The organism is Streptomyces sp. NPDC053079, from assembly GCF_044546695.1.
In the GTDB taxonomy this organism is placed as follows: Bacteria; Actinomycetota; Actinomycetes; order Streptomycetales; family Streptomycetaceae; genus Streptomyces.
Window position 1 is genome coordinate 614,116 of record NZ_JBITZJ010000006.1, and the last position, 16,182, is coordinate 630,297.

General features: G+C 71.6%; 19 protein-coding genes. 9 read left to right on the plus strand and 10 right to left on the minus strand.

What is annotated here, in order from left to right; all coding sequences use genetic code 11:
• Window positions 1-3: 3 nt before the first annotated feature.
• Window positions 4-864 carry a helix-turn-helix transcriptional regulator gene (locus ACIGXW_RS24910; protein WP_399575061.1) on the minus strand — a complete coding sequence of 287 codons (861 nt, stop codon included), beginning with the start codon at window positions 862-864 and terminating at the stop codon, window positions 4-6.
• Window positions 865-1,007: 143 nt separating this feature from the next.
• Between ACIGXW_RS24910 and ACIGXW_RS24915 the strand changes: the two genes are divergently transcribed.
• Together ACIGXW_RS24915 and ACIGXW_RS24920 are read left to right on the plus strand one after the other, a co-directional pair.
• Window positions 1,008-1,832: an alpha/beta fold hydrolase gene (locus ACIGXW_RS24915; RefSeq protein ID WP_399575062.1), complete on the plus strand. Its 825-nt coding sequence runs from the start codon at window positions 1,008-1,010 to the stop codon at window positions 1,830-1,832.
• Between the two features lie 53 nt (window positions 1,833-1,885).
• On the plus strand, window positions 1,886-2,098 hold the full coding sequence (locus ACIGXW_RS24920) for a DUF4287 domain-containing protein (RefSeq protein ID WP_399575063.1): 213 nt from the start codon (window positions 1,886-1,888) through the stop codon (window positions 2,096-2,098).
• Between the two features lie 57 nt (window positions 2,099-2,155).
• Here ACIGXW_RS24920 and ACIGXW_RS24925 read toward each other — a convergent pair whose 3' ends face one another.
• The 4 genes from ACIGXW_RS24925 to ACIGXW_RS24940 form a co-directional block, all read right to left on the minus strand.
• On the minus strand, window positions 2,156-3,379 hold the full coding sequence (locus ACIGXW_RS24925) for a glycosyltransferase (protein ID WP_399575064.1): 1,224 nt from the start codon (window positions 3,377-3,379) through the stop codon (window positions 2,156-2,158).
• 79 nt (window positions 3,380-3,458) lie between these two features.
• Window positions 3,459-4,313: a hypothetical protein gene (locus tag ACIGXW_RS24930; protein WP_399575065.1), complete on the minus strand. Its 855-nt coding sequence runs from the start codon at window positions 4,311-4,313 to the stop codon at window positions 3,459-3,461.
• Window positions 4,314-4,555: 242 nt separating this feature from the next.
• Window positions 4,556-4,765 (minus strand): DUF397 domain-containing protein, encoded by a 210-nt coding sequence (locus ACIGXW_RS24935; RefSeq protein ID WP_399575066.1) that lies wholly within the window; start codon window positions 4,763-4,765, stop codon window positions 4,556-4,558.
• Window positions 4,762-5,577: a helix-turn-helix domain-containing protein gene (locus tag ACIGXW_RS24940; protein ID WP_399575067.1), complete on the minus strand. Its 816-nt coding sequence runs from the start codon at window positions 5,575-5,577 to the stop codon at window positions 4,762-4,764. Before ACIGXW_RS24940 ends, ACIGXW_RS24935 begins: the two co-directional genes overlap by 4 nt.
• Before the next feature lie 150 nt (window positions 5,578-5,727).
• Here ACIGXW_RS24940 and ACIGXW_RS24945 point away from each other — a divergent pair, with 150 nt between their 5' ends.
• Complete coding sequence (locus ACIGXW_RS24945) at window positions 5,728-6,156, plus strand: ATP-binding protein (RefSeq protein ID WP_399575068.1); 429 nt, start codon at window positions 5,728-5,730, stop codon at window positions 6,154-6,156.
• Window positions 6,157-6,177: 21 nt separating this feature from the next.
• Here ACIGXW_RS24945 and ACIGXW_RS24950 read toward each other — a convergent pair whose 3' ends face one another.
• Window positions 6,178-6,792: a Uma2 family endonuclease gene (locus ACIGXW_RS24950; protein ID WP_399575069.1), complete on the minus strand. Its 615-nt coding sequence runs from the start codon at window positions 6,790-6,792 to the stop codon at window positions 6,178-6,180.
• A gap of 114 nt (window positions 6,793-6,906) precedes the next feature.
• A complete protein-coding gene (locus tag ACIGXW_RS24955; RefSeq protein ID WP_399575070.1) occupies window positions 6,907-7,578 on the minus strand; it encodes a DUF4097 family beta strand repeat-containing protein in 672 nt (223 codons plus the stop codon).
• A gap of 332 nt (window positions 7,579-7,910) precedes the next feature.
• On the opposite strand from ACIGXW_RS24955, the gene ACIGXW_RS24960 reads away from it, so the two are divergent.
• Window positions 7,911-8,138, plus strand: coding sequence for a hypothetical protein (locus tag ACIGXW_RS24960; protein ID WP_399575071.1), 228 nt, complete (start codon window positions 7,911-7,913; stop codon window positions 8,136-8,138).
• A 51-nt stretch (window positions 8,139-8,189) separates the two neighbouring features.
• Here the strand turns inward: ACIGXW_RS24960 and ACIGXW_RS24965 are convergent, their stop codons facing one another.
• Both ACIGXW_RS24965 and ACIGXW_RS24970 read right to left on the minus strand, forming a co-directional pair.
• Entirely contained in the window at window positions 8,190-8,753 is a 564-nt protein-coding gene (locus ACIGXW_RS24965; protein ID WP_399575072.1) for a Uma2 family endonuclease, read from the minus strand.
• A 200-nt stretch (window positions 8,754-8,953) separates the two neighbouring features.
• The gene (locus tag ACIGXW_RS24970; protein WP_399575073.1) at window positions 8,954-9,895 is read right to left on the minus strand and encodes an NADP-dependent oxidoreductase; all 942 of its coding nucleotides are present in this window, start codon (window positions 9,893-9,895) and stop codon (window positions 8,954-8,956) included.
• Window positions 9,896-10,016: 121 nt separating this feature from the next.
• Between ACIGXW_RS24970 and ACIGXW_RS24975 the strand changes: the two genes are divergently transcribed.
• The 4 genes from ACIGXW_RS24975 (at window position 10,017) to ACIGXW_RS24990 (ending at window position 14,196) form a co-directional block, all read left to right on the plus strand.
• Window positions 10,017-11,000 carry a GlxA family transcriptional regulator gene (locus tag ACIGXW_RS24975; RefSeq protein ID WP_399575074.1) on the plus strand — a complete coding sequence of 328 codons (984 nt, stop codon included), beginning with the start codon at window positions 10,017-10,019 and terminating at the stop codon, window positions 10,998-11,000.
• Between the two features lie 106 nt (window positions 11,001-11,106).
• Window positions 11,107-11,886: an ABC transporter ATP-binding protein gene (locus ACIGXW_RS24980; protein WP_399575075.1), complete on the plus strand. Its 780-nt coding sequence runs from the start codon at window positions 11,107-11,109 to the stop codon at window positions 11,884-11,886.
• Window position 11,887: 1 nt separating this feature from the next.
• A complete protein-coding gene (locus ACIGXW_RS24985; protein WP_399575076.1) occupies window positions 11,888-13,354 on the plus strand; it encodes an FtsX-like permease family protein in 1,467 nt (488 codons plus the stop codon).
• An 83-nt stretch (window positions 13,355-13,437) separates the two neighbouring features.
• Window positions 13,438-14,196, plus strand: a complete 759-nt coding sequence (locus tag ACIGXW_RS24990) for a MerR family transcriptional regulator (RefSeq protein WP_399575077.1) — start codon at window positions 13,438-13,440, stop codon at window positions 14,194-14,196.
• Between the two features lie 40 nt (window positions 14,197-14,236).
• Here the strand turns inward: ACIGXW_RS24990 and ACIGXW_RS24995 are convergent, their stop codons facing one another.
• Window positions 14,237-14,605, minus strand: coding sequence for a YbjQ family protein (locus ACIGXW_RS24995; protein ID WP_071962291.1), 369 nt, complete (start codon window positions 14,603-14,605; stop codon window positions 14,237-14,239).
• Window positions 14,606-14,818: 213 nt separating this feature from the next.
• Here ACIGXW_RS24995 and ACIGXW_RS25000 point away from each other — a divergent pair, with 213 nt between their 5' ends.
• A complete protein-coding gene (locus ACIGXW_RS25000; protein ID WP_399575078.1) occupies window positions 14,819-16,150 on the plus strand; it encodes a VTT domain-containing protein in 1,332 nt (443 codons plus the stop codon).
• Window positions 16,151-16,182 lie beyond the last annotated feature (32 nt).

The following is a 16,182-nucleotide window of genomic DNA, read 5'->3' on the forward strand; positions in this document are numbered from 1 at the left end:
GCCTCAGCCGGCGGGCGTGAACTGCTCGGTGCCGACGACCCGGAGCAGCGCGAGGCGGTCGGCCGTGTCCGTGCCGGGCGGCGGGGTGAGCAGGACGACGCGCTGGTCGCCCTCCGGGGCGAGGAGCACCTGGCAGTCGAGGTCCACCGGGCCGATCACCGAGTGGAGCACGCGCATGCGACTGCGGCGGCGCACGGCGACCTCGTGCAGCTCCCACAGGGCCGCGAACTCCTCGCTGGCGCCCCGCAGCCGCTCCACCAGCCGGGTGGCGGCCGGGTCCCCGGCCCGGCGGCCCACGGCGGCCCGCAGGTCCGCGACGTGGACGCGGCTGTAGTGGTCGTGTTCCTCGGCCGGGTACGCGTCGCGGGCGGCCGGGTCGGCGAACCAGCGCCAGACGACGTTGCGGCCGTGCTCGGACACCGTGCACACCCCGCCCAGCAGCGACCGGGCCATGTCGTTCTGGGCCAGGACGTCGCCCAGGTCACTGATCACCTGGGCCGGGGTGCCGGGCAACTGGTCCAGCAGGTGCAGCAGGCCGGCGCTGACCTGGTCGCCCGCGACGCGCCCGGCGGGCGGGCGGTGCCCGGCGAGCAGGTGGAGGTGGTCGCGCTCGTCGTCGCTGAGCCGCAGGGCCCGGGCGAGCGCGGCGAGCATCTGCGGCGACGGCTGCGGGCCCCGGGCCTGCTCCAGCCTGATCAGGTAGTCGGCCGACATGCCCGCGAGGTGGGCGACCTCCTCGCGCCGCAGCCCCGGTGTGCGCCGCCTGGGCCCCGCGACGAGCCCCGCGTCCTGCGGGCGCACCCGCTCGCGCGAACGGCGGAGGAAGTCGGCGAGCTCACGGCGGTCGATCGTCATGGAGATCATCCTGCCGGAGGGGTACGCGACGTATCCAGGGACTCCCGGTCCCAGGGTCGACGGGGCTCTCCCGCCCCCGCTGACCAGGCGGAAGTGTGGGCGTTGCCGGAGCGGACGCCCCGGCGCCCACCACCTCAGGAGGAGAAGAAGCCATGTCCGCCACCACGTCCACCCCGTCCGCCGCCGTGTCCGCCACCGTGACCGTCGCCGACGCCCGCGTCCACTACGAGCGCACCGGCTCGGGCCCCGCCCTCGTCCTCGTCCACGGCACCGGCTCCGGCGGCGCCGCGGTGAACTGGGGCAGCACCGTCCCCCGTTTCACCGCCGGCCACACGGTGATCACCCCCGACCTGTCCGGCACCGAGCGCACCACGGACGACGGCGCCCCGCTGACCGTGGAGGGCCTGGCCGCGCAGGTCATCGCCGTCATCGAGGACGCGGGCGAGGGCCCGGTGGACCTGCTGGGCTTCTCCATGGGCGCCACGGTCTCCGCGGCCGTCGCCGCCCTCCGTCCCGACCTCGTGCGCCGGCTGATCCTGCTCGCCGGATGGGCCCACACCGACGGCGACGAGTACCTGCGCAACTTCTTCACCCTGTGGCAGCGGATCGGCACCTCCGACCCGGCCGCCTTCGGCCGCCACGTCGCCATGACCGGCTTCAGCCGCGGCTTCCTCAACGCGATCGGCCGCGACCAGGTCGAACTCCTCATCCCCAACATGCCGCCCACCCCCGGCACCCTGCGCCACGTCGACCTCGACCTCCGCGTCGACATCCGCGACCTCCTGCCGCGGGTGAAGGCCCCGACCCTCGTCATCGGCTGCACCCAGGACGTCACCGTTCCGGTCGAGAACAGCCGCCTCCTGCACGCCGCGATCGAGAACAGCACGTACGCCGAGATCGACGCCGGGCACGTCGCGTTCTTCGAGAAGGAGGACGAATTCGTCAAGCTGGTCGAGGAGTTCACGCTCACCGCATGAGGCGGCGAGCGCGGGCGGGCTCCGTTGTCAGTGGCGGGTGCCAGACTGCGGCCATGACTGAAACCGTGAAGGGCCCCGCCAGCTATTTCCCGTCGATCGAGAAGAAGTACGGCCGGCCGATAGCGGAGTGGAAGGACCTCATCCGTGCGTCGCCTCTGGCCAAGCACATGGAGCTGGTCGCCTGGCTCAAGACCGAGCACGGCCTGGGGCACGGTCACGCCAACGCCCTTGTCGCCCACACCCTGGCGGAGGGCGGCGGTGAGTAGGAACTCCCCCTGGCCCGGGTGATCCCGCGTGGTGCGCGCGGACACCGGCGGCCTCTCTCAGCCGACCGTATCGAGCAGCAGCTTCGCGGCCACCTCCGCCCCGTCGGTGCGGATCGTGCCGGCCACGGCGGCCGCCCGTGCGCGGGTCTCGGAGGTCAGGGCCGTCTTGAGCGCGACCGACAGGGACTCCGTGGTCGGAACCGGACCGTCGTGCGCCGCGCCGATGCCCAGCTCAGCCACGCGGCCGGCCCAGTACGGCTGGTCACCCATCTGGGGGACCACCACCTGCGGCGCACCCGCACGCGCGGCCGTCGTCGTGGTGCCCGCGCCGCCGTGGTGCACGACGGCGGCCACCCTCGGGAACAGCGCCTGCTGGTTGACCTCGCCGATGGCCAAGCAGTCGTCCTGGTCGTCGATCAGGGCCAGGTCGGCCCAGCCGCGGGAGAGGAGTACGCGGCAGCCCTGTGCGCGGACCGCCTCGACGGCCGCCCGGGTGACGTCCTCCGAGTCGCGCATGGGCGTGCTGCCGAAGCCCACGTACACCGGCGGTGTGCCGGAGCCCAGGAACGCCTCCACCTCGGCCGGGAGCGGGCGTTCGTCCTCCCGGATCCACGCGCCGGTCTGTACGACCTCGAGGTCCGCCGGCTCCTGCCACGGGCCGAGAACCGGGTCCGCCGCCAGCCACGGGCGGCCGGTCAGGACGTAGTCGCGGAAGTCGTCCACCGGCGGCAGGCCGATCGACGCCCGGTGGGCGTTGAGACCCGTACCGAACACCACGTTCATGGTCTCGACGTCCAGGTCCCACAGCGCCCGGTTGTCGGTCACGCCCGGCGGGAACGGCCGGCCCGGCAGCTCGAACGGCGGGTGGTGCGGCGACGGCAGGTAGGTCGGGAAGTAGGCCACGAACACATAGGGGATGCCCAGTCCCTCCGCCACCGTCCGCGCGGCGGCCGGAGCCGGGAAGATGCCGGTCCCCACCACCGCGTCACATCCCTCGGCCACCGAGGCGACCGCGTCGTACGCCATGGCGGTCAACGCGGCCGCGAGCGGGGGCAGGCTCTCCGCCAGCGGCGGAATCTCTCCCGTCGCCTCCGCGGTCGCCAGCTCGCGTATCGACGGGCCGAGCGGCACCAGCGGCAGACCGGCCCCGTCCAGCAACTCCGCGAAGTCCGGCGGCGCGCACACCTGCACCTCCGCGCCAAGTGCCCGCAACCGCACCGCGAGTCCCACCAACGGTTCTACGTCCCCGCGCGACCCGTACGCCACCAATAAAACGCGCATCTCACGACTCTCAGTCTGTAGATCCGGCTTGGTGCCGCCGATTCTGCGGGACGACCCGGCACTTGCCGCAAGTCCGGTTTCACCGTCTTTTCATCGTGAGGAACGCATCCCGGCCAGCCCGGCTGGCCGCCCGTACGGCCGCCGCGCGGGAACGGACGTCGACTGGTGGTGGCTCGGCGGCCTGGCGGTGCGCGGTGTGTTCGCCGTGGCAGGGGCGGCACAGGCCGCCGGAGAGCGCTTCCGGGAGACCCGGTGTGCCGCAGTTGGTGCACTCCATCATGCGGCGCCGGATCGGGGTGGGGGCCTGCTCGGGCAGCGGTTCCGGTGGCATCTTGTCCCTCAGGCGCCTACGGGCGAAGGCCCCCGGGACGTGGACGTTCTCCGGCAAGTCCGTCGTGAGGGCCCGGACGATGTGCTCTCGCGGTACGCCCCGCGCCAGCCACTCCGCCGCGAGCGGTTCCAGCTCCTCGCACTCGGATGCCGAGAGCGTCATACGGGCGTCCGTGCGGCCGAGGGCGGCGAGCGTCTCGTACGCCTCGGAACGGGGGGCTCGGGTGCGGGGCTGCGCGGGGGGCTTCGGGGTGTCTGCTTTCTGCGGGACGTCGCCCTTCAGGTGCTGCGCCCACCAGGCGTCGCTGCGAGGCGTGCGGGAGAAGTACGAGCGGAACACCCACTGCGTACGGCCGTCGCCGACCGTTTCGCGCTCACGGCGCAGGTGCCCGGCTGCGGAGAGCGTGTTGAGCGCCGTGCCGATGGCTTGCTGGCCGTACGGCAGCTCCTTGGCCAGCGTCTTCACGTCCATGGCCGCGCCCTCGGGCAGACGGTCGATGTGGGAAGCGATGTACGCCTCGCGCGCGGGCAGATGGGCGAAGGTGTCGGCTTTGCGCGGCGCCTGGTCCGGTGCGGGTTTCTTTCCGTAGCCGGGTGAGGCCATTGGGGGGTCGTAGGGGCGCGGGGCAGCGATAGTGTTGGCGTCAGCCACTGGATCGTCCTCGTTCATCAGCGATCTTGGTGGTCAGACCCCCGTTTCGGTGTTGGCGCACCGGCGGGGGTTGCTTGTTGCTGCGCACGCTACAGGGCGAGTGCGCGGTGTGGCGACTCGGTTGCGGAAAGTCATCCGCGTGTGCTTACGCGGGAGTTGGGAGGGTGGGTGGGGTTGAACCAACCCACCATTCATTACATAGGGGGCTCGACGCCCGAACCCCGAAGCTCGGCTGTGAAGGCGGCCCAGGTGGAGGGCGAGATTGTTATTCGGGGATGGCCCGGCGTCGACCCGAGCTTCGAGTCCCGGACGTGGACGGTGCCTTGTGGGGTGGCGACTTCGACGCAGTTGCCGATGGAGTTGTCGCTGTAGCTGGACTTGAACCATGCCAGCTGGTTGCTCATAGCTCTGCCATTGCCTTTCCGATGAACGCGGCCGATTCCTCATCGCTCAGTGCTTGCCTGCTGATCATGCCGAAGCACTTGATGAGATCGCTTACCGTCTCCGCGTCTGTGTGCAGGACGCGAGTGCTATGGCCTTCTACGTAGGCGTAGTGCTCGTGCTGGGGCGTCTCCAACAGCAGGAGAGGGCCGTTGAGGTGGGCTGGGGCGTACCGGTCCACGGGCAGGACCTGTAGGGATACGTTCCGCAGCTTTGCCGCGTCGAGCAGGTGGGCCAATTGGCCCTTCATGACGTTGGGCCCGCCGACGCCGCCGCGCAGGGCCGCCTCGTAGAGCACGTACGTGAACAGCGCGGCCGGCTTCCGTGTCAGCTTCTCCTGTCGCTTCAGGCGATTGGAGACACGCTCTTCGAGCGTGTCCTCATCGATGGGCGGCCAGTGGCTGCTCATCAGGGCTGTGGCGTACTCCTTGGTCTGCAGCAGGCCTGGAATCAGGAGGGATTCGTACGAGGACAAGGCGATGGCCTCGGTCTCGATGGACAAGAACTCCCGGACATGCGAGGGCACCCGCTCCGGCTGCAGATAGTCCCGCGCCGCCAGCAGCAAGCCCTTCGCCCCGCACATCTCGTCCGCGATCTGCAACAGCCGTAGGCTCGGTCGGCGCCGACCCTGCTCCATGGACTTGAGGCTCTCGTACCCGTAATTGGCCTCTTTCGCCAACTCCTCCCGACTCACGCCCGCCTGCGTGCGCCAGAGCTTGATCTGGTTGCCGCAATAGCGCCAGGCCATCGGCGGTTGTGAGCTCTCGGTCGACACCGCGCTGCCCCTTCCCGAGCCCATGCCGGGGACGGCAGGGCCCCGTACCCACGTCGATACTGCCGATTCTGCTCCCGCAACAGCACCCTTTGAGCCTTGAACGCCGAAAACTCCCCGCTCACGAGCGACGCTCGCGCACCAAGGACACCGATGACAGCCGTGCGACTCGACGCCCTGCCCACATACGTCTGGTGGCGGTTCACCCGCCACCCCCGCAGTGTCGGCGCAGCCCGGCGGCTGCTGCGCGAGCAGGCCCGCTCGTGGCGGGCGCCGGAGGAGGCGGCGGAGACGGCGGTGCTGCTGCTCAGCGAGTTGATGACGAACGCGTGCAGGCACGGGCGGGTGTCGCCGGGACGGGAGATCCACGTGCTGTGCATCGTGGCCGACGGAAACCTGCGCATCGAGGTGTCGGACGCGGGCGACGGGATCCCCCGGCGCTGCCGGGCGTCGGTCGACGAGGAGGCGGGCCGGGGCCTGAGGCTCGTAGCCGCCCTTGCCGAAAGGTGGGGCTTCTGTCCGCGCCCGCACGGCATCGGCAAGACGGTGTGGTGCGAGCTGCCGCTTATGGCGAGCCGCTGAGAGGGGGCGTGGAGGTCAGACCTAGATCAGGCTGCGGAGATCGATCTCGACCGGGAAGGGCACGTCGGTCTTGAGGGTGCCGATGTGTGTGGGGCGGTCGGGGCTTGGCGCATAGACGCCTGCCTCCGGGTGCAGCCAGAATTCGTGCACCACAGGGACGTCTTCCTCGCCCCGTTCAACGCGCCAGAAGTAACGGATTCCGGCGTCGGCGTACATGCCGGGCTTGCGGAACCGGTCGTCGGTACGTGACCCCTTGGAGACGACCTCGACAGCGAGGACGACCCGCTCGACGGGTACGCATTCCATGCTCCGCCGGTCGAGATCCCTCGCATCGAAGACGATGACGTCGGGCTTTGCCGGGTTGGCTTCGTCGACGAGGACGCAGCGCTCCGAGTTGACCCGGTAGGGCGGCCGGTTGGCAAGACGCAATGCGACCAGGATTCCGTCGCGTACATCGTCGTGCCACTGATTCGCCATCCCGCGTACCACGATCGCCCCATCCAGCAGTTCCCAGTCGAACGGCAGGACCAGCTCCTTGACCTGGTCGTACGTCCAGCCGTCTGCCGGCGGGTACATCCAGTTCTCCGGGGTGGCCCGCTCACGCCGACCGTGTTCGTGCCTGGCTTCTGCGGCCATTGCTGCTCCCATGGACCGGATCGTGAGCGAAAGCGTGGACGGGCGTCCCGTGTCCGACGGTAGCGCCACCCGACCGGGTGAGGAGGGACCGTTTCTCCGACGCGCTGCTGCCACTTACAGGCTGCGGGCGGTGATGTTGCCGTAGGAGGTGGTGGCGTGGATGTTCAGGCCGGCGGCGGCGCCGTCGGTGTTATTGAGGGTGTTGTGGATGCGGCCGTAGGCGGTGCCGGCGTCGAGGGTGGCGGAGACGCCGCGGGCGGCGCCGACGGCGATGTCGCCGTGCTCGGTGCGCAGTTCGACCGTGCCGTGGACGGCTTCGGTGATGTTCAGGTCGCCCTTCTGGGTGCTGATCTGGGCGGGGCCGCCCAGGCGGCCGACGGTGATGTCGCCGGCCTGGAGGGTGAGGTGGGCGCCGGCGCTCTCGTCGAGCTTGACGGTGGCCTGCGCGCCCTCGAAGGCGACGTCGCCGAGGCGTCCGACGCCGCGGAGTTCGGCGAGGGCCGCCTTCGCCTCGACGCGGGAGCCGGCGGGCAGCTGGACGGTCACCTCGACGGAACCGGAGTTGCCGAAGGCCCGGTTCTTCGCCGGCGCGGCCTCGATCCGCAGGACACCGTCGGCGTACGCGACCGTGATCTGCTCCGCCGCCTTCACGTCACGGCTCTTCGAGGCGTCCGCGGGCAGGACCTCGACCGTGGCGTCGGCACGGTCGGCGGCGATGAACCGGATGAGGCCCGCGGGGATGTCGAGGACGGCGGAGATCGGGGCGGTGGTGGCGAACTTCTGCATTGTTCTTTTCCTCTGCTTCGGCGCGGTGTCGGCGTTTTCCGACAGGCGAAAAGCTACGTTGCCTTCACGGACCCAGCAACACCCCCGTTGCACAGAATCATCATTTCCGCAGGTCGGAGCCGCATAATCATTGCAACGATCTTGGCAGGTAATGCAACGAAAGCTACTCGCTCGTTGCAATGAAATGAAGGTGAACGCTATGCCGGGCGCCGACGGTCGTCACGTACGAGTGACACGGCGTTAGCCCGTACGGCAAGCAGGAAAGCCTCTTAGCGGATCGGTCCACCGCACCTCAGGGCGCCCTGCCCGCTCATGGACAGAAAGGGCCTGCCTTGTCGCACATTCGCCGCACCCTCACGACCGCCGCCCTGCTGACCCTGTTCACCGTCGCCCTCGCGGCCCCCGCCCAAGCCGACCCCATCGCCGACACCGTGAACGGCGCTGTCGATACCGTCACCGGCACCGTCGGTAGCCTGCCCGGCACCGTCACCGGCACGGTCGGCGGCGTCACCGACCAGCTCAACAACGCCCTCAATGGCATCGTCGGCGGAGGCCAGTAGCTCCAGCCGCACCGGCCGGGTCCCTTTCCGGGCCCGGCCGGCCCGACGTGGTCAGACCTCGATCAGACTCCGGAGGTCGATCTCCACGGGGAAGGGGACGTCGGTCTTGAGGGTGCCGATGTGCACGGGACGGTCAGGGCTCGGGACGTAGAAGCCCGCTTCCTTGTGCCGCCAGCACTCGTGCACTTCGGGAACGTCGGCTTCCCCCCGCTCGACACGCCAGTAGTGGCCGATCCCCGCCTGTGCGTACATGCCGGGCTTGAAGAAGCGATCTTCCGTGCAGGAGCCGGGGGAGACGACTTCGATGGCGAGCACCACGTTCTCGACGGGAATGCAGTCCGCGGTGGCCACGTCGAGTTCCCCCTTGTCGAAGACGACGATGTCGGGCTTCGGAACGTTGTTGTCGTTGAACACGACTGACTGCTCGCTGTTGATCACGTATCCCTCCGGCCTGACACTCCGCAGGCGGAAGTACAGCTCGTCCCGGACCAGGTTGTGCCACCACTTGGCCGCGCCACGTACCACGATCTTCCCGCCCAGTAGTTCCCACTCGAAGGGCAGGACCAGGTCCTTCACCTGGTCCCACGTCCAGCCGCCACCAGCTGGGGGGTACATCCAGTTGTCTCGCGTGGCGCACTCGTCCCGTGCGGGGCGAGCGGGTTGATGCTTGGCTTCTCGGGCCATCGCTACTCCCATGGGCGGGATCGTGGTGCGGGGCATGGGCGTGATGCCCTGGAAACGACCGTAGCGCCACCCGGTCGGGTGAGGGGGGACCGTTTCTCCGACTTCTCCGACGCGTCTTCCGGGCCCGCGACTCAGGACGCCACGGAGAGCACGATCTTTCCGGTCGTCCGTCCGGTCTCGCCCAGCGCGTGGGCCTTCGCCGCGTCCTCGAGGGCGAACACCGCGTCCACCCGCACCCGCAGGCGTCCGCTCTCCACGAGCGCGGCGATCTCCCGCAGACCCGCGTGGTCCGGCTCGACGAGCACGAAGACGGCCCGTACGTCCGCCGCGCGGGCATCCGCCTCCGGGAAGGACTCCTCCAGCGGGAGGACGGACACCAGCGTGCCGCCCCTGCGCAAGGCGCGCAGGGAGCGGGGGCCGTAGTCGCCGCCGATGGTGTCGAGGACGACGTCGACGTCCCGTACGGCCTCCGCGAAGTCGACCGCTGTGTAGTCGACGACCTCGTCGGCGCCCAGGTCGCGCAGGAAGTCGTGCTTGGCGGCGCTCGCGGTGCCGATGACGTACGCGCCGCGCGCCTTGGCGATCTGGACGGCGAGGTGGCCGACTCCGCCGGCGGCGGCGTGGATCAGTACGCGGTCGCCCGGCCGGACGGCGGCGGTGTCGACGAGGGCCTGCCAGGCGGTGAGGGCGGCCAGCGGGATCGCGGCGCCGTGGACGTGGTCCAGGCCCGCCGGGAGCGGGGCGAAGTGGCGGGCGGGGGCGGTGACGTACTCGGCGTAGGCGCCGGCCTGGTGGGGGAAGTGCGGCATGCCGAAGACCTCGTCGCCCGGGGCGAAGAGGGTGACGCCGCGGCCGACGGCCTCGACCACGCCGGACACGTCCCAGCCCAGTGTGAACGGCGGCCGCGTGCCGTCGGCGAGGGCGCCGCGCTCCCGGGTCTTCCAGTCGGCGGGGTTGACCCCGGCCGCGTGGACGCGGACGAGGATCTCCGTCGGACCGGGCTCCGGCCGCTCGGTCTCGATGACTTCGAGGACTTCCGGGCCGCCGGGTCGGGTCTGGCTGATGGCGCGCACTGGCGTCTCCTTCATGTGACTTCATGTGACTTCATATGGCTGGAATCAGGTGGTTCGAGACTGCGGGTCCGGCGGAACGCCCAGTAGTGGCCCGATGGCCAAGGTCTGAAAGGATCGGGCCATGCACAGCGTGGGAGTCCTGGCCCTGGACGGCGTCGTCCCCTTCGAACTGGGCATCCCGGGGCGGATCCTCGGCGCCGCCCGCGGCCCGGCCGGCGAACGGCTGTACTCCGTGGCGACGTGCAGCCTGGACGGGCGCCCGGTGCGGGCCGAGGCGGACTACGACCTCGCCGTCCGCCATGACGCGTCCCTGCTGGCCGAGGTCGACACCGTCGTCGTCCCGCCGTCGCACGCGCTGGGGCGGATCCGGGAGGAGGGGCGGCTGCCCGACGCGCTGCGGGACGCCCTGGCGGCCGTCCGGCCCGGTACGCGCATGGTGGCGATCTGCTCGGGCTCGTACGTCCTGGCCGCGGCCGGCCTGCTCGACCGCCGCCGCGCCACGACGCACTGGCGGGACGCGGAGCGGATGCAGCGGCTGTTCACGTCGGTGCGGATCGACCCGAACGTGCTCTTCGTCGACGACGGCGACGTCCTGACCTCGGCCGGGGTGGCAGCCGGAGTGGACCTGTGCCTGCACATCGTCCGCCGGGACCACGGCAGCGAGGTCGCCAACGACGTCGCCCGCGCCTGCGTCGTACCGCCCTGGCGCGACGGCGGCCAGGCGCAGTACATCCCCCGGCCGGTCCCCGCCCCCGCCACCACCGGCGGCACGGCCGCCACCCGGGCCTGGGCCCTGGAACGCCTCGACGAGCCCGTGACCCTCGCCGAGTTGGCCGCGCACGCACAGGTCAGCGTGCGCACGTTCACGCGGCGCTTCCGCGACGAGACCGGCACCAGCCCCGGCCGCTGGCTGCTCCGCCAGCGCGTCGACCGGGCCCGCCAGCTACTGGAGAGCACCGACTGGCCCGTCGACCTGGTGGCCCACCGCGCGGGCTTCGGCACCGGCACGTCGCTGCGACAGCACCTGCACGCCGCGATCGGCGTCTCCCCGCAGGCCTACCGGCGGACCTTCCGGCCCACGGCGCGGGGTGGCGAGGGGGCCTGAGGCGATCCCGGCATCTCCCTCCGCCCGATAGGAACTTGTGCGAGATGGCCGGGTTTCGACGTGGCTCCGGGGGCGGATCGCTCTCCAGAAAAGATTGACTGGTTCCATGAACACAACGCAGCCGCCCCACATCGTCTACAAGCCCGTGACCGGCAGGAGCATCGCGGTCGACCTGAGGTCCCTGCGCAAGGTGCACGGGCGGGGCGAGCGCGCGGTCACCGCACTGCACGACGTCGACCACGGCTTCGTCAGCGGGACGTTCACGGCGGTGATGGGCCCCTCCGGCTCCGGAAAGTCCACGCTGCTGCACTGCGCAGCCGGCCTGGAGCGCCCGACCTCGGGAACGGTCTCGCTCGCCGGGCGTGAGCTCGGGGGCTTATCCGAGCGGCAGTTGACGCTGCTGCGGCGGGACCGCATCGGCTTCGTCTTCCAGGACTTCCACCTCGTGCCCGCCCTGAGCGTCGCCGCCAACGTGGCCCTGCCGCTGCGGCTGGCGGGGCGCAGGCCGAACGCGGCCCGGCTGGACGAACTGCTCGCGACCGTCGGCCTGTTCGACAAACGCGACCGCCGCCCAGCCGAGCTGTCGGGCGGCCAGCAGCAGCGGGCCGCCGTGGCCCGGGCGCTCGTCACCGACCCCGACGTGGTCTTCGCGGACGAGCCGACCGGAGCGCTGGACCGTGCCTCGGGCCGGGACGTGCTCGCCCTGCTGAGGGGCGCCGTGGACGGCATGGGCACCACCGTCGTCATGGTGACGCACGACCCGCAGGCGGCCGCCTGGGCGGACGAAGTGCTGATCCTGGCCGACGGGCGGGTGGTCGACCGCCTCACCGGGCACGACGCCGCCGCCGACACGATCGCGGCCCGCATGGCCGCCCTGGGGGTCTGAGGTGTTCTCCCTCGTCCTGGCCTCCGCGCGCACCCGTCTGTGGCAGTACGCCGGAGTGCTCGTCGTGGTCGTCATGAGCTCGGCCCTGGTCACCGTCCTGGCCACCGTGCTGGACCGGGTGCACCGGGCGGACACCGGACAGGCGGCCATGAAGTCGGCCGAATCGCTGCTGGGCCTGGTCGGCGGCACCTCGGGACTCACCGCCTGGCTGCTCGTGGTGAACACCATGTCCCTGGTCGTGCAGCAGCGCCGCCGCGAGATCGGAGCGCTGCGCACCATCGGCGCGACGGCGCGGCAACTGCGCCTCCAGATCACCGGCGAGGCCCTGGTGATCTCCCTCGTGGGCGCGACGGCCGGCGCCGGCGTCGGGCTGGCCGCGGCGGGCCCGGCCCTTGAGTGGCTCGTCCGCAACGACGTCCTGGACGCCGGCCCGACGGCCGGCCTGTCCCTGCCGGGCTTCGCCGCGGGCGTGCTGTGCACCACGGCCATCGCCCTGCTCGCCGCCTGGACCGCCGCCAACGGCCCGATGCGCACCTCCCCGATCGCCGCCCTGCGGGAGGCGGAGGCCGAGCGGCGCGCGATGCCGCCCGGGCGGGCCGTCGGCGCGCTCGCCATGCTCGGTCTGACCTGGGCGGCCTGGGATTGGTACGGGCACCGCGACGGCCCGCACGAGGCCGTCAACGGGGCCATGGCACTGTGCCTCCTGCTGATCCTCTCCGTCTGGCTGCTCATCCCCCTCCTGGTGCGCCCCATCGCCGCGCTGTGCGCCGTACCCGGCCGGCTGCTGTCCCGCTACTCGGGCACGCTCGCGGCGGCCAACAGCACGGCCGCCACGCGGCGCGTGGCGGCCATGGCGGGACCCGTGCTGATCGCGGCGGGCCTCAGCGCGATGCTGCTGTGCGGCAACGCCGTCTCGGGCGAGGTGGAGTCCCGGCCGGCGGCCCGGACGACGGCGATGGCGGCGGTTGCGGTGGCGGACCGGGCGGAGGCGCCGGAGTCCGTTCAGGCGGCGCCGGTGCGGCCGGCGGCGGCCGACGGGGGCCGCGCCGAGCGGCAGCGGGACCGCAACGCGGTGGGCATGCGCATCCTGATGACCCCCCTCATCACCTTCTCCGCCATCGGCATCCTGAACACGCTGCTGCTGGCCACCCGCCGGCGCCGCCAGGAATTCGCCGTCCTGCGGCTGACCGGGAGCACCCGGGGCCAGATGCTGCGCATGCTCGGCTGGGAGTCCGCCGTGGTCGTGCTGAGCGGCCTGATCGCGGCCGCCGCGGTGGTGGCCGTCTCCCTGGGCGGGCTCTGCGCGCGCGCCGACCTGCCCGCAGCCGACCTGCTGGAGCTCCTGCCCTGGGGAGCGCTCGCCCAGGTCGCCGCCGGCTGCGCCGGGCTGGGGCTGCTGGGCGTCGTCGTCCCCGGCCTGCTCGTCATGCGCGTCCAGCCCTCACAGACCGCTCGCGACGTCGGCTGAGCGCGCGGCCGGGACGGCCGGGCTTGCACCTCACGTCGCGTGAGCCCCCACTGTGGAGCGTGCACACAGAAGGGAGCGGAGACGTGAGCCACTCCGTAGGACAGGTCGCGGCGATCGCCGGCGTGACCGTACGGACCCTGCACCACTACGACGAGATCGGCCTGCTCGTGCCGTCCGGGCGCAGCCACGCGGGGCACCGGCGGTACGAGGACGCGGATCTCGACCGGCTGCAGCAGATCCTGTTCTACCGGGAGCTCGGGTTCCCGCTCGAGGAGGTGGCGGCCCTCCTGGACGACCCGGGTGCCGATCCGATGGCGCACCTGCGCCGTCAGCACACGCTGCTGGCCGACCGGATCGACCGGCTCCAGCGCATGGCCGCCGCCGTCGAGCACGCCATGGAGGCACGGAAGATGGGCATCAGGCTCACGCCGGAGGAGAAGTTCGAGGTGTTCGGGGACTTCGACCCCGACGAGCACGCTGAGGAGGCCGAGCGGCGGTGGGGCGACACCGACGCCTACCGCGAGTCGCGGCGCCGCACGGCCTCGTACACGAAGGAGGACTGGCTGCGGATCCGCGCCGCGGCGGACGACCTGAACGCGCGCATCGCGGCGCTCATGGCCTCCGGCGCGGCGCCGGAGTCCCAGGAGGCGATGGACCTCGCTGAGGAGCACCGGCAGCAGATCTGCTCGTTCTACTACGCGTGCTCGTACGAGATCCACACCGGGCTCGGCGAGATGTACGTGGCGGACGAGCGCTTCACGGCCACGTACGAGGCGGTGCGGCCGGGCACGGCCGCGTACCTGCGGGACGCGATCATGGCGAACGCGGCGCGGAACGCTTAGCGGCGCGCGGGGCTGGGGGCTCCGGAGCCCCCAGCCGACGTCACTGCTGCGGCGCGATCACCACGGCCGTGCCGTACGCGCAGACCTCCGTGCCGACGTCCGCCGCCTCCGTCACGTCGAAGCGGAACATGAGCACCGCGTTGGCGCCACGGGCCTTGGCCTGCTGGACCAGGCGCTCCATGGCCTGGTTGCGGGTCTCCACGAGGGTCTTGGTCAGGCCCTTGAGCTCGCCGCCGACGAGGGACTTCAGACCCGCACCGATCTGGCTGCCGATGTGGCGGGAGCGCACCGTGAGGCCGAAGACCTCGCCGATGACCCGCTCCACCCGGTATCCGGGAACATCGTTGGTCGTGACCACGAGCACATCGGCCTTCTCGTGCTGGCCGCCGCCGAACTCCTCGATGCCCATCGCATCCACCTCCGTCTGTGCAGTTTTGCCGGTCGCCGTCGTTGACGCACTCTGGAGGGGTGCGGTTGCTCCGGCCGGGCGTACGGGCCCGGTCCTCTTCTGGAACCGGGAGGGCGTCGAACGCGTTGATAGCTTTGGGCCGCACATCGCCTCCCCCGCCTTGCGGCCGGGCCTCGCACGAGCCTGCGCCCTCGACCCAGGAGCCTCACACTCGTGACCCCGACCACCCTCGCGCTCGGCCCCCAGTGGCTGGACTCGGACTATCTGATCAACCAATTCGGGTTGATCGGCGTCCTGGCCATCGTCTTCGCCGAGTCGGGCCTCCTCATCGGCTTCTTCCTGCCGGGCGACTCCCTCCTCTTCACCACCGGCCTCCTGGTCACGACGGGACAGCTGGACTACCCGCTGTGGGCGGTGTGCGGACTCGTCGTGCTCGCCGCGGTCCTCGGTGACCAGGCGGGCTACCTCTTCGGCCGGAAGGTGGGCCCGGCGCTGTTCCGGCGCCCGGACTCGAAGCTCTTCAAGCAGGAGAACGTCGAGAAGGCCCACGAATTCTTCGAGAAGTACGGCCCGAAGTCGCTGGTCCTGGCCCGCTTCGTCCCGGTGATCCGCACGTTCACGCCGATCATCGCCGGCGTGAGCCGGATGAACTACCGCTCCTTCCTCACCTTCAACATCATCGGTGGCGCCCTGTGGGGCGGCGGCGTGACCGCGCTGGGCGCGGCGCTCGGCAAGGTGGAGTTCGTCCACAAGAACATCGAGGCGATGCTGATCGCGATCGTGCTGATCTCGGTCCTGCCAATCGCCATCGAGTTCCTGCGCGCCCGTTCCAAGGCGAAGAAGGCCGAGGCGGAGGCCCCGGCCGCCGCCCCCGCCCCCTCCCCGGCCGCCCCGCCGGCCGCGGCCGGTTTCCCGGAGGAGGACGAGTACGGCTTTCCCCTCGTGACCCCGCGGCAGGGCGGCGGCTACGGTGCCCCGCAGCAGGGGTACCAGGCGCCGCAGCAGGGCGGCGGTGCGCAGGGAAGCCAGCGCGCCGATGTGTTCGGGGGGCCGCGAGGCGGCGGTTACGGTGCGCCCCAGCAGGGTGGCGGTTACGGTGCGCCCCAGCAGGGTGGTGGTGCGCAGGGTCAGCGCGCCGATGTGTTCGGCGCCCCGCAGCAGGGCGGCGGTTACGGCGCCCCCCAGCAGGGGTACGCGGCGCCGCAGCAGGGTGGCGGCTACGGCGCGCAGCAGCAGCCCGGCCTGTACGGCGCGCAGCAGCAGCCCGGCACGTACGGCGCGCCCCAGCAGGCCGGTGGCTACAGCACCCCCCAGCAGGGGTACGCGGCGCCGCAGCAGGGCGGCGGCTACGGCGCCCCCCAGCAGGGCGGTGGCTACGGTGCCCCCCAGCCCGGCGGCTACGACGCCCATGGCGGCTACGACGCCCACGGCGGCTACGACCCCCACGGCGGCGGCGACTACGACCACGGCCACGACGAGCACGGCGGCGGCCACGGTGGCCCCCACGACCCGCCCCCGCACCACGGGCGTCACGCCCGTCGCTGACCCACACTCCGAGTCCACCCGTCCGTTTCCCG

What these genes read in the sequence shown, in the direction of transcription:
- ACIGXW_RS24950 (WP_399575069.1), bottom strand. Translation starts at nt 6,792, where the DNA reads ATGGCCGCAGAAGCCAGGCACGAACACGGTCGGCGTGAGCGGGCCACC.
- ACIGXW_RS24935 (WP_399575066.1), bottom strand. Translation starts at nt 4,765, where the DNA reads ATGAGCAACCAGCTGGCATGGTTCAAGTCCAGCTACAGCGACAACTCC.
- ACIGXW_RS24910 (WP_399575061.1), bottom strand. Translation starts at nt 864, where the DNA reads ATGATCTCCATGACGATCGACCGCCGTGAGCTCGCCGACTTCCTCCGC.
- ACIGXW_RS24925 (WP_399575064.1), bottom strand. Translation starts at nt 3,379, where the DNA reads ATGCGCGTTTTATTGGTGGCGTACGGGTCGCGCGGGGACGTAGAACCG.
- ACIGXW_RS24930 (WP_399575065.1), bottom strand. Translation starts at nt 4,313, where the DNA reads ATGGCCTCACCCGGCTACGGAAAGAAACCCGCACCGGACCAGGCGCCG.
- ACIGXW_RS24980 (WP_399575075.1), top strand. Translation starts at nt 11,107, where the DNA reads ATGAACACAACGCAGCCGCCCCACATCGTCTACAAGCCCGTGACCGGC.
- ACIGXW_RS24975 (WP_399575074.1), top strand. Translation starts at nt 10,017, where the DNA reads ATGCACAGCGTGGGAGTCCTGGCCCTGGACGGCGTCGTCCCCTTCGAA.
- ACIGXW_RS24945 (WP_399575068.1), top strand. Translation starts at nt 5,728, where the DNA reads ATGACAGCCGTGCGACTCGACGCCCTGCCCACATACGTCTGGTGGCGG.
- ACIGXW_RS24955 (WP_399575070.1), bottom strand. Translation starts at nt 7,578, where the DNA reads ATGCAGAAGTTCGCCACCACCGCCCCGATCTCCGCCGTCCTCGACATC.
- ACIGXW_RS24995 (WP_071962291.1), bottom strand. Translation starts at nt 14,605, where the DNA reads ATGGGCATCGAGGAGTTCGGCGGCGGCCAGCACGAGAAGGCCGATGTG.
- ACIGXW_RS24920 (WP_399575063.1), top strand. Translation starts at nt 1,886, where the DNA reads ATGACTGAAACCGTGAAGGGCCCCGCCAGCTATTTCCCGTCGATCGAG.
- ACIGXW_RS24915 (WP_399575062.1), top strand. Translation starts at nt 1,008, where the DNA reads ATGTCCGCCACCACGTCCACCCCGTCCGCCGCCGTGTCCGCCACCGTG.
- ACIGXW_RS24965 (WP_399575072.1), bottom strand. Translation starts at nt 8,753, where the DNA reads ATGTACCCCCCAGCTGGTGGCGGCTGGACGTGGGACCAGGTGAAGGAC.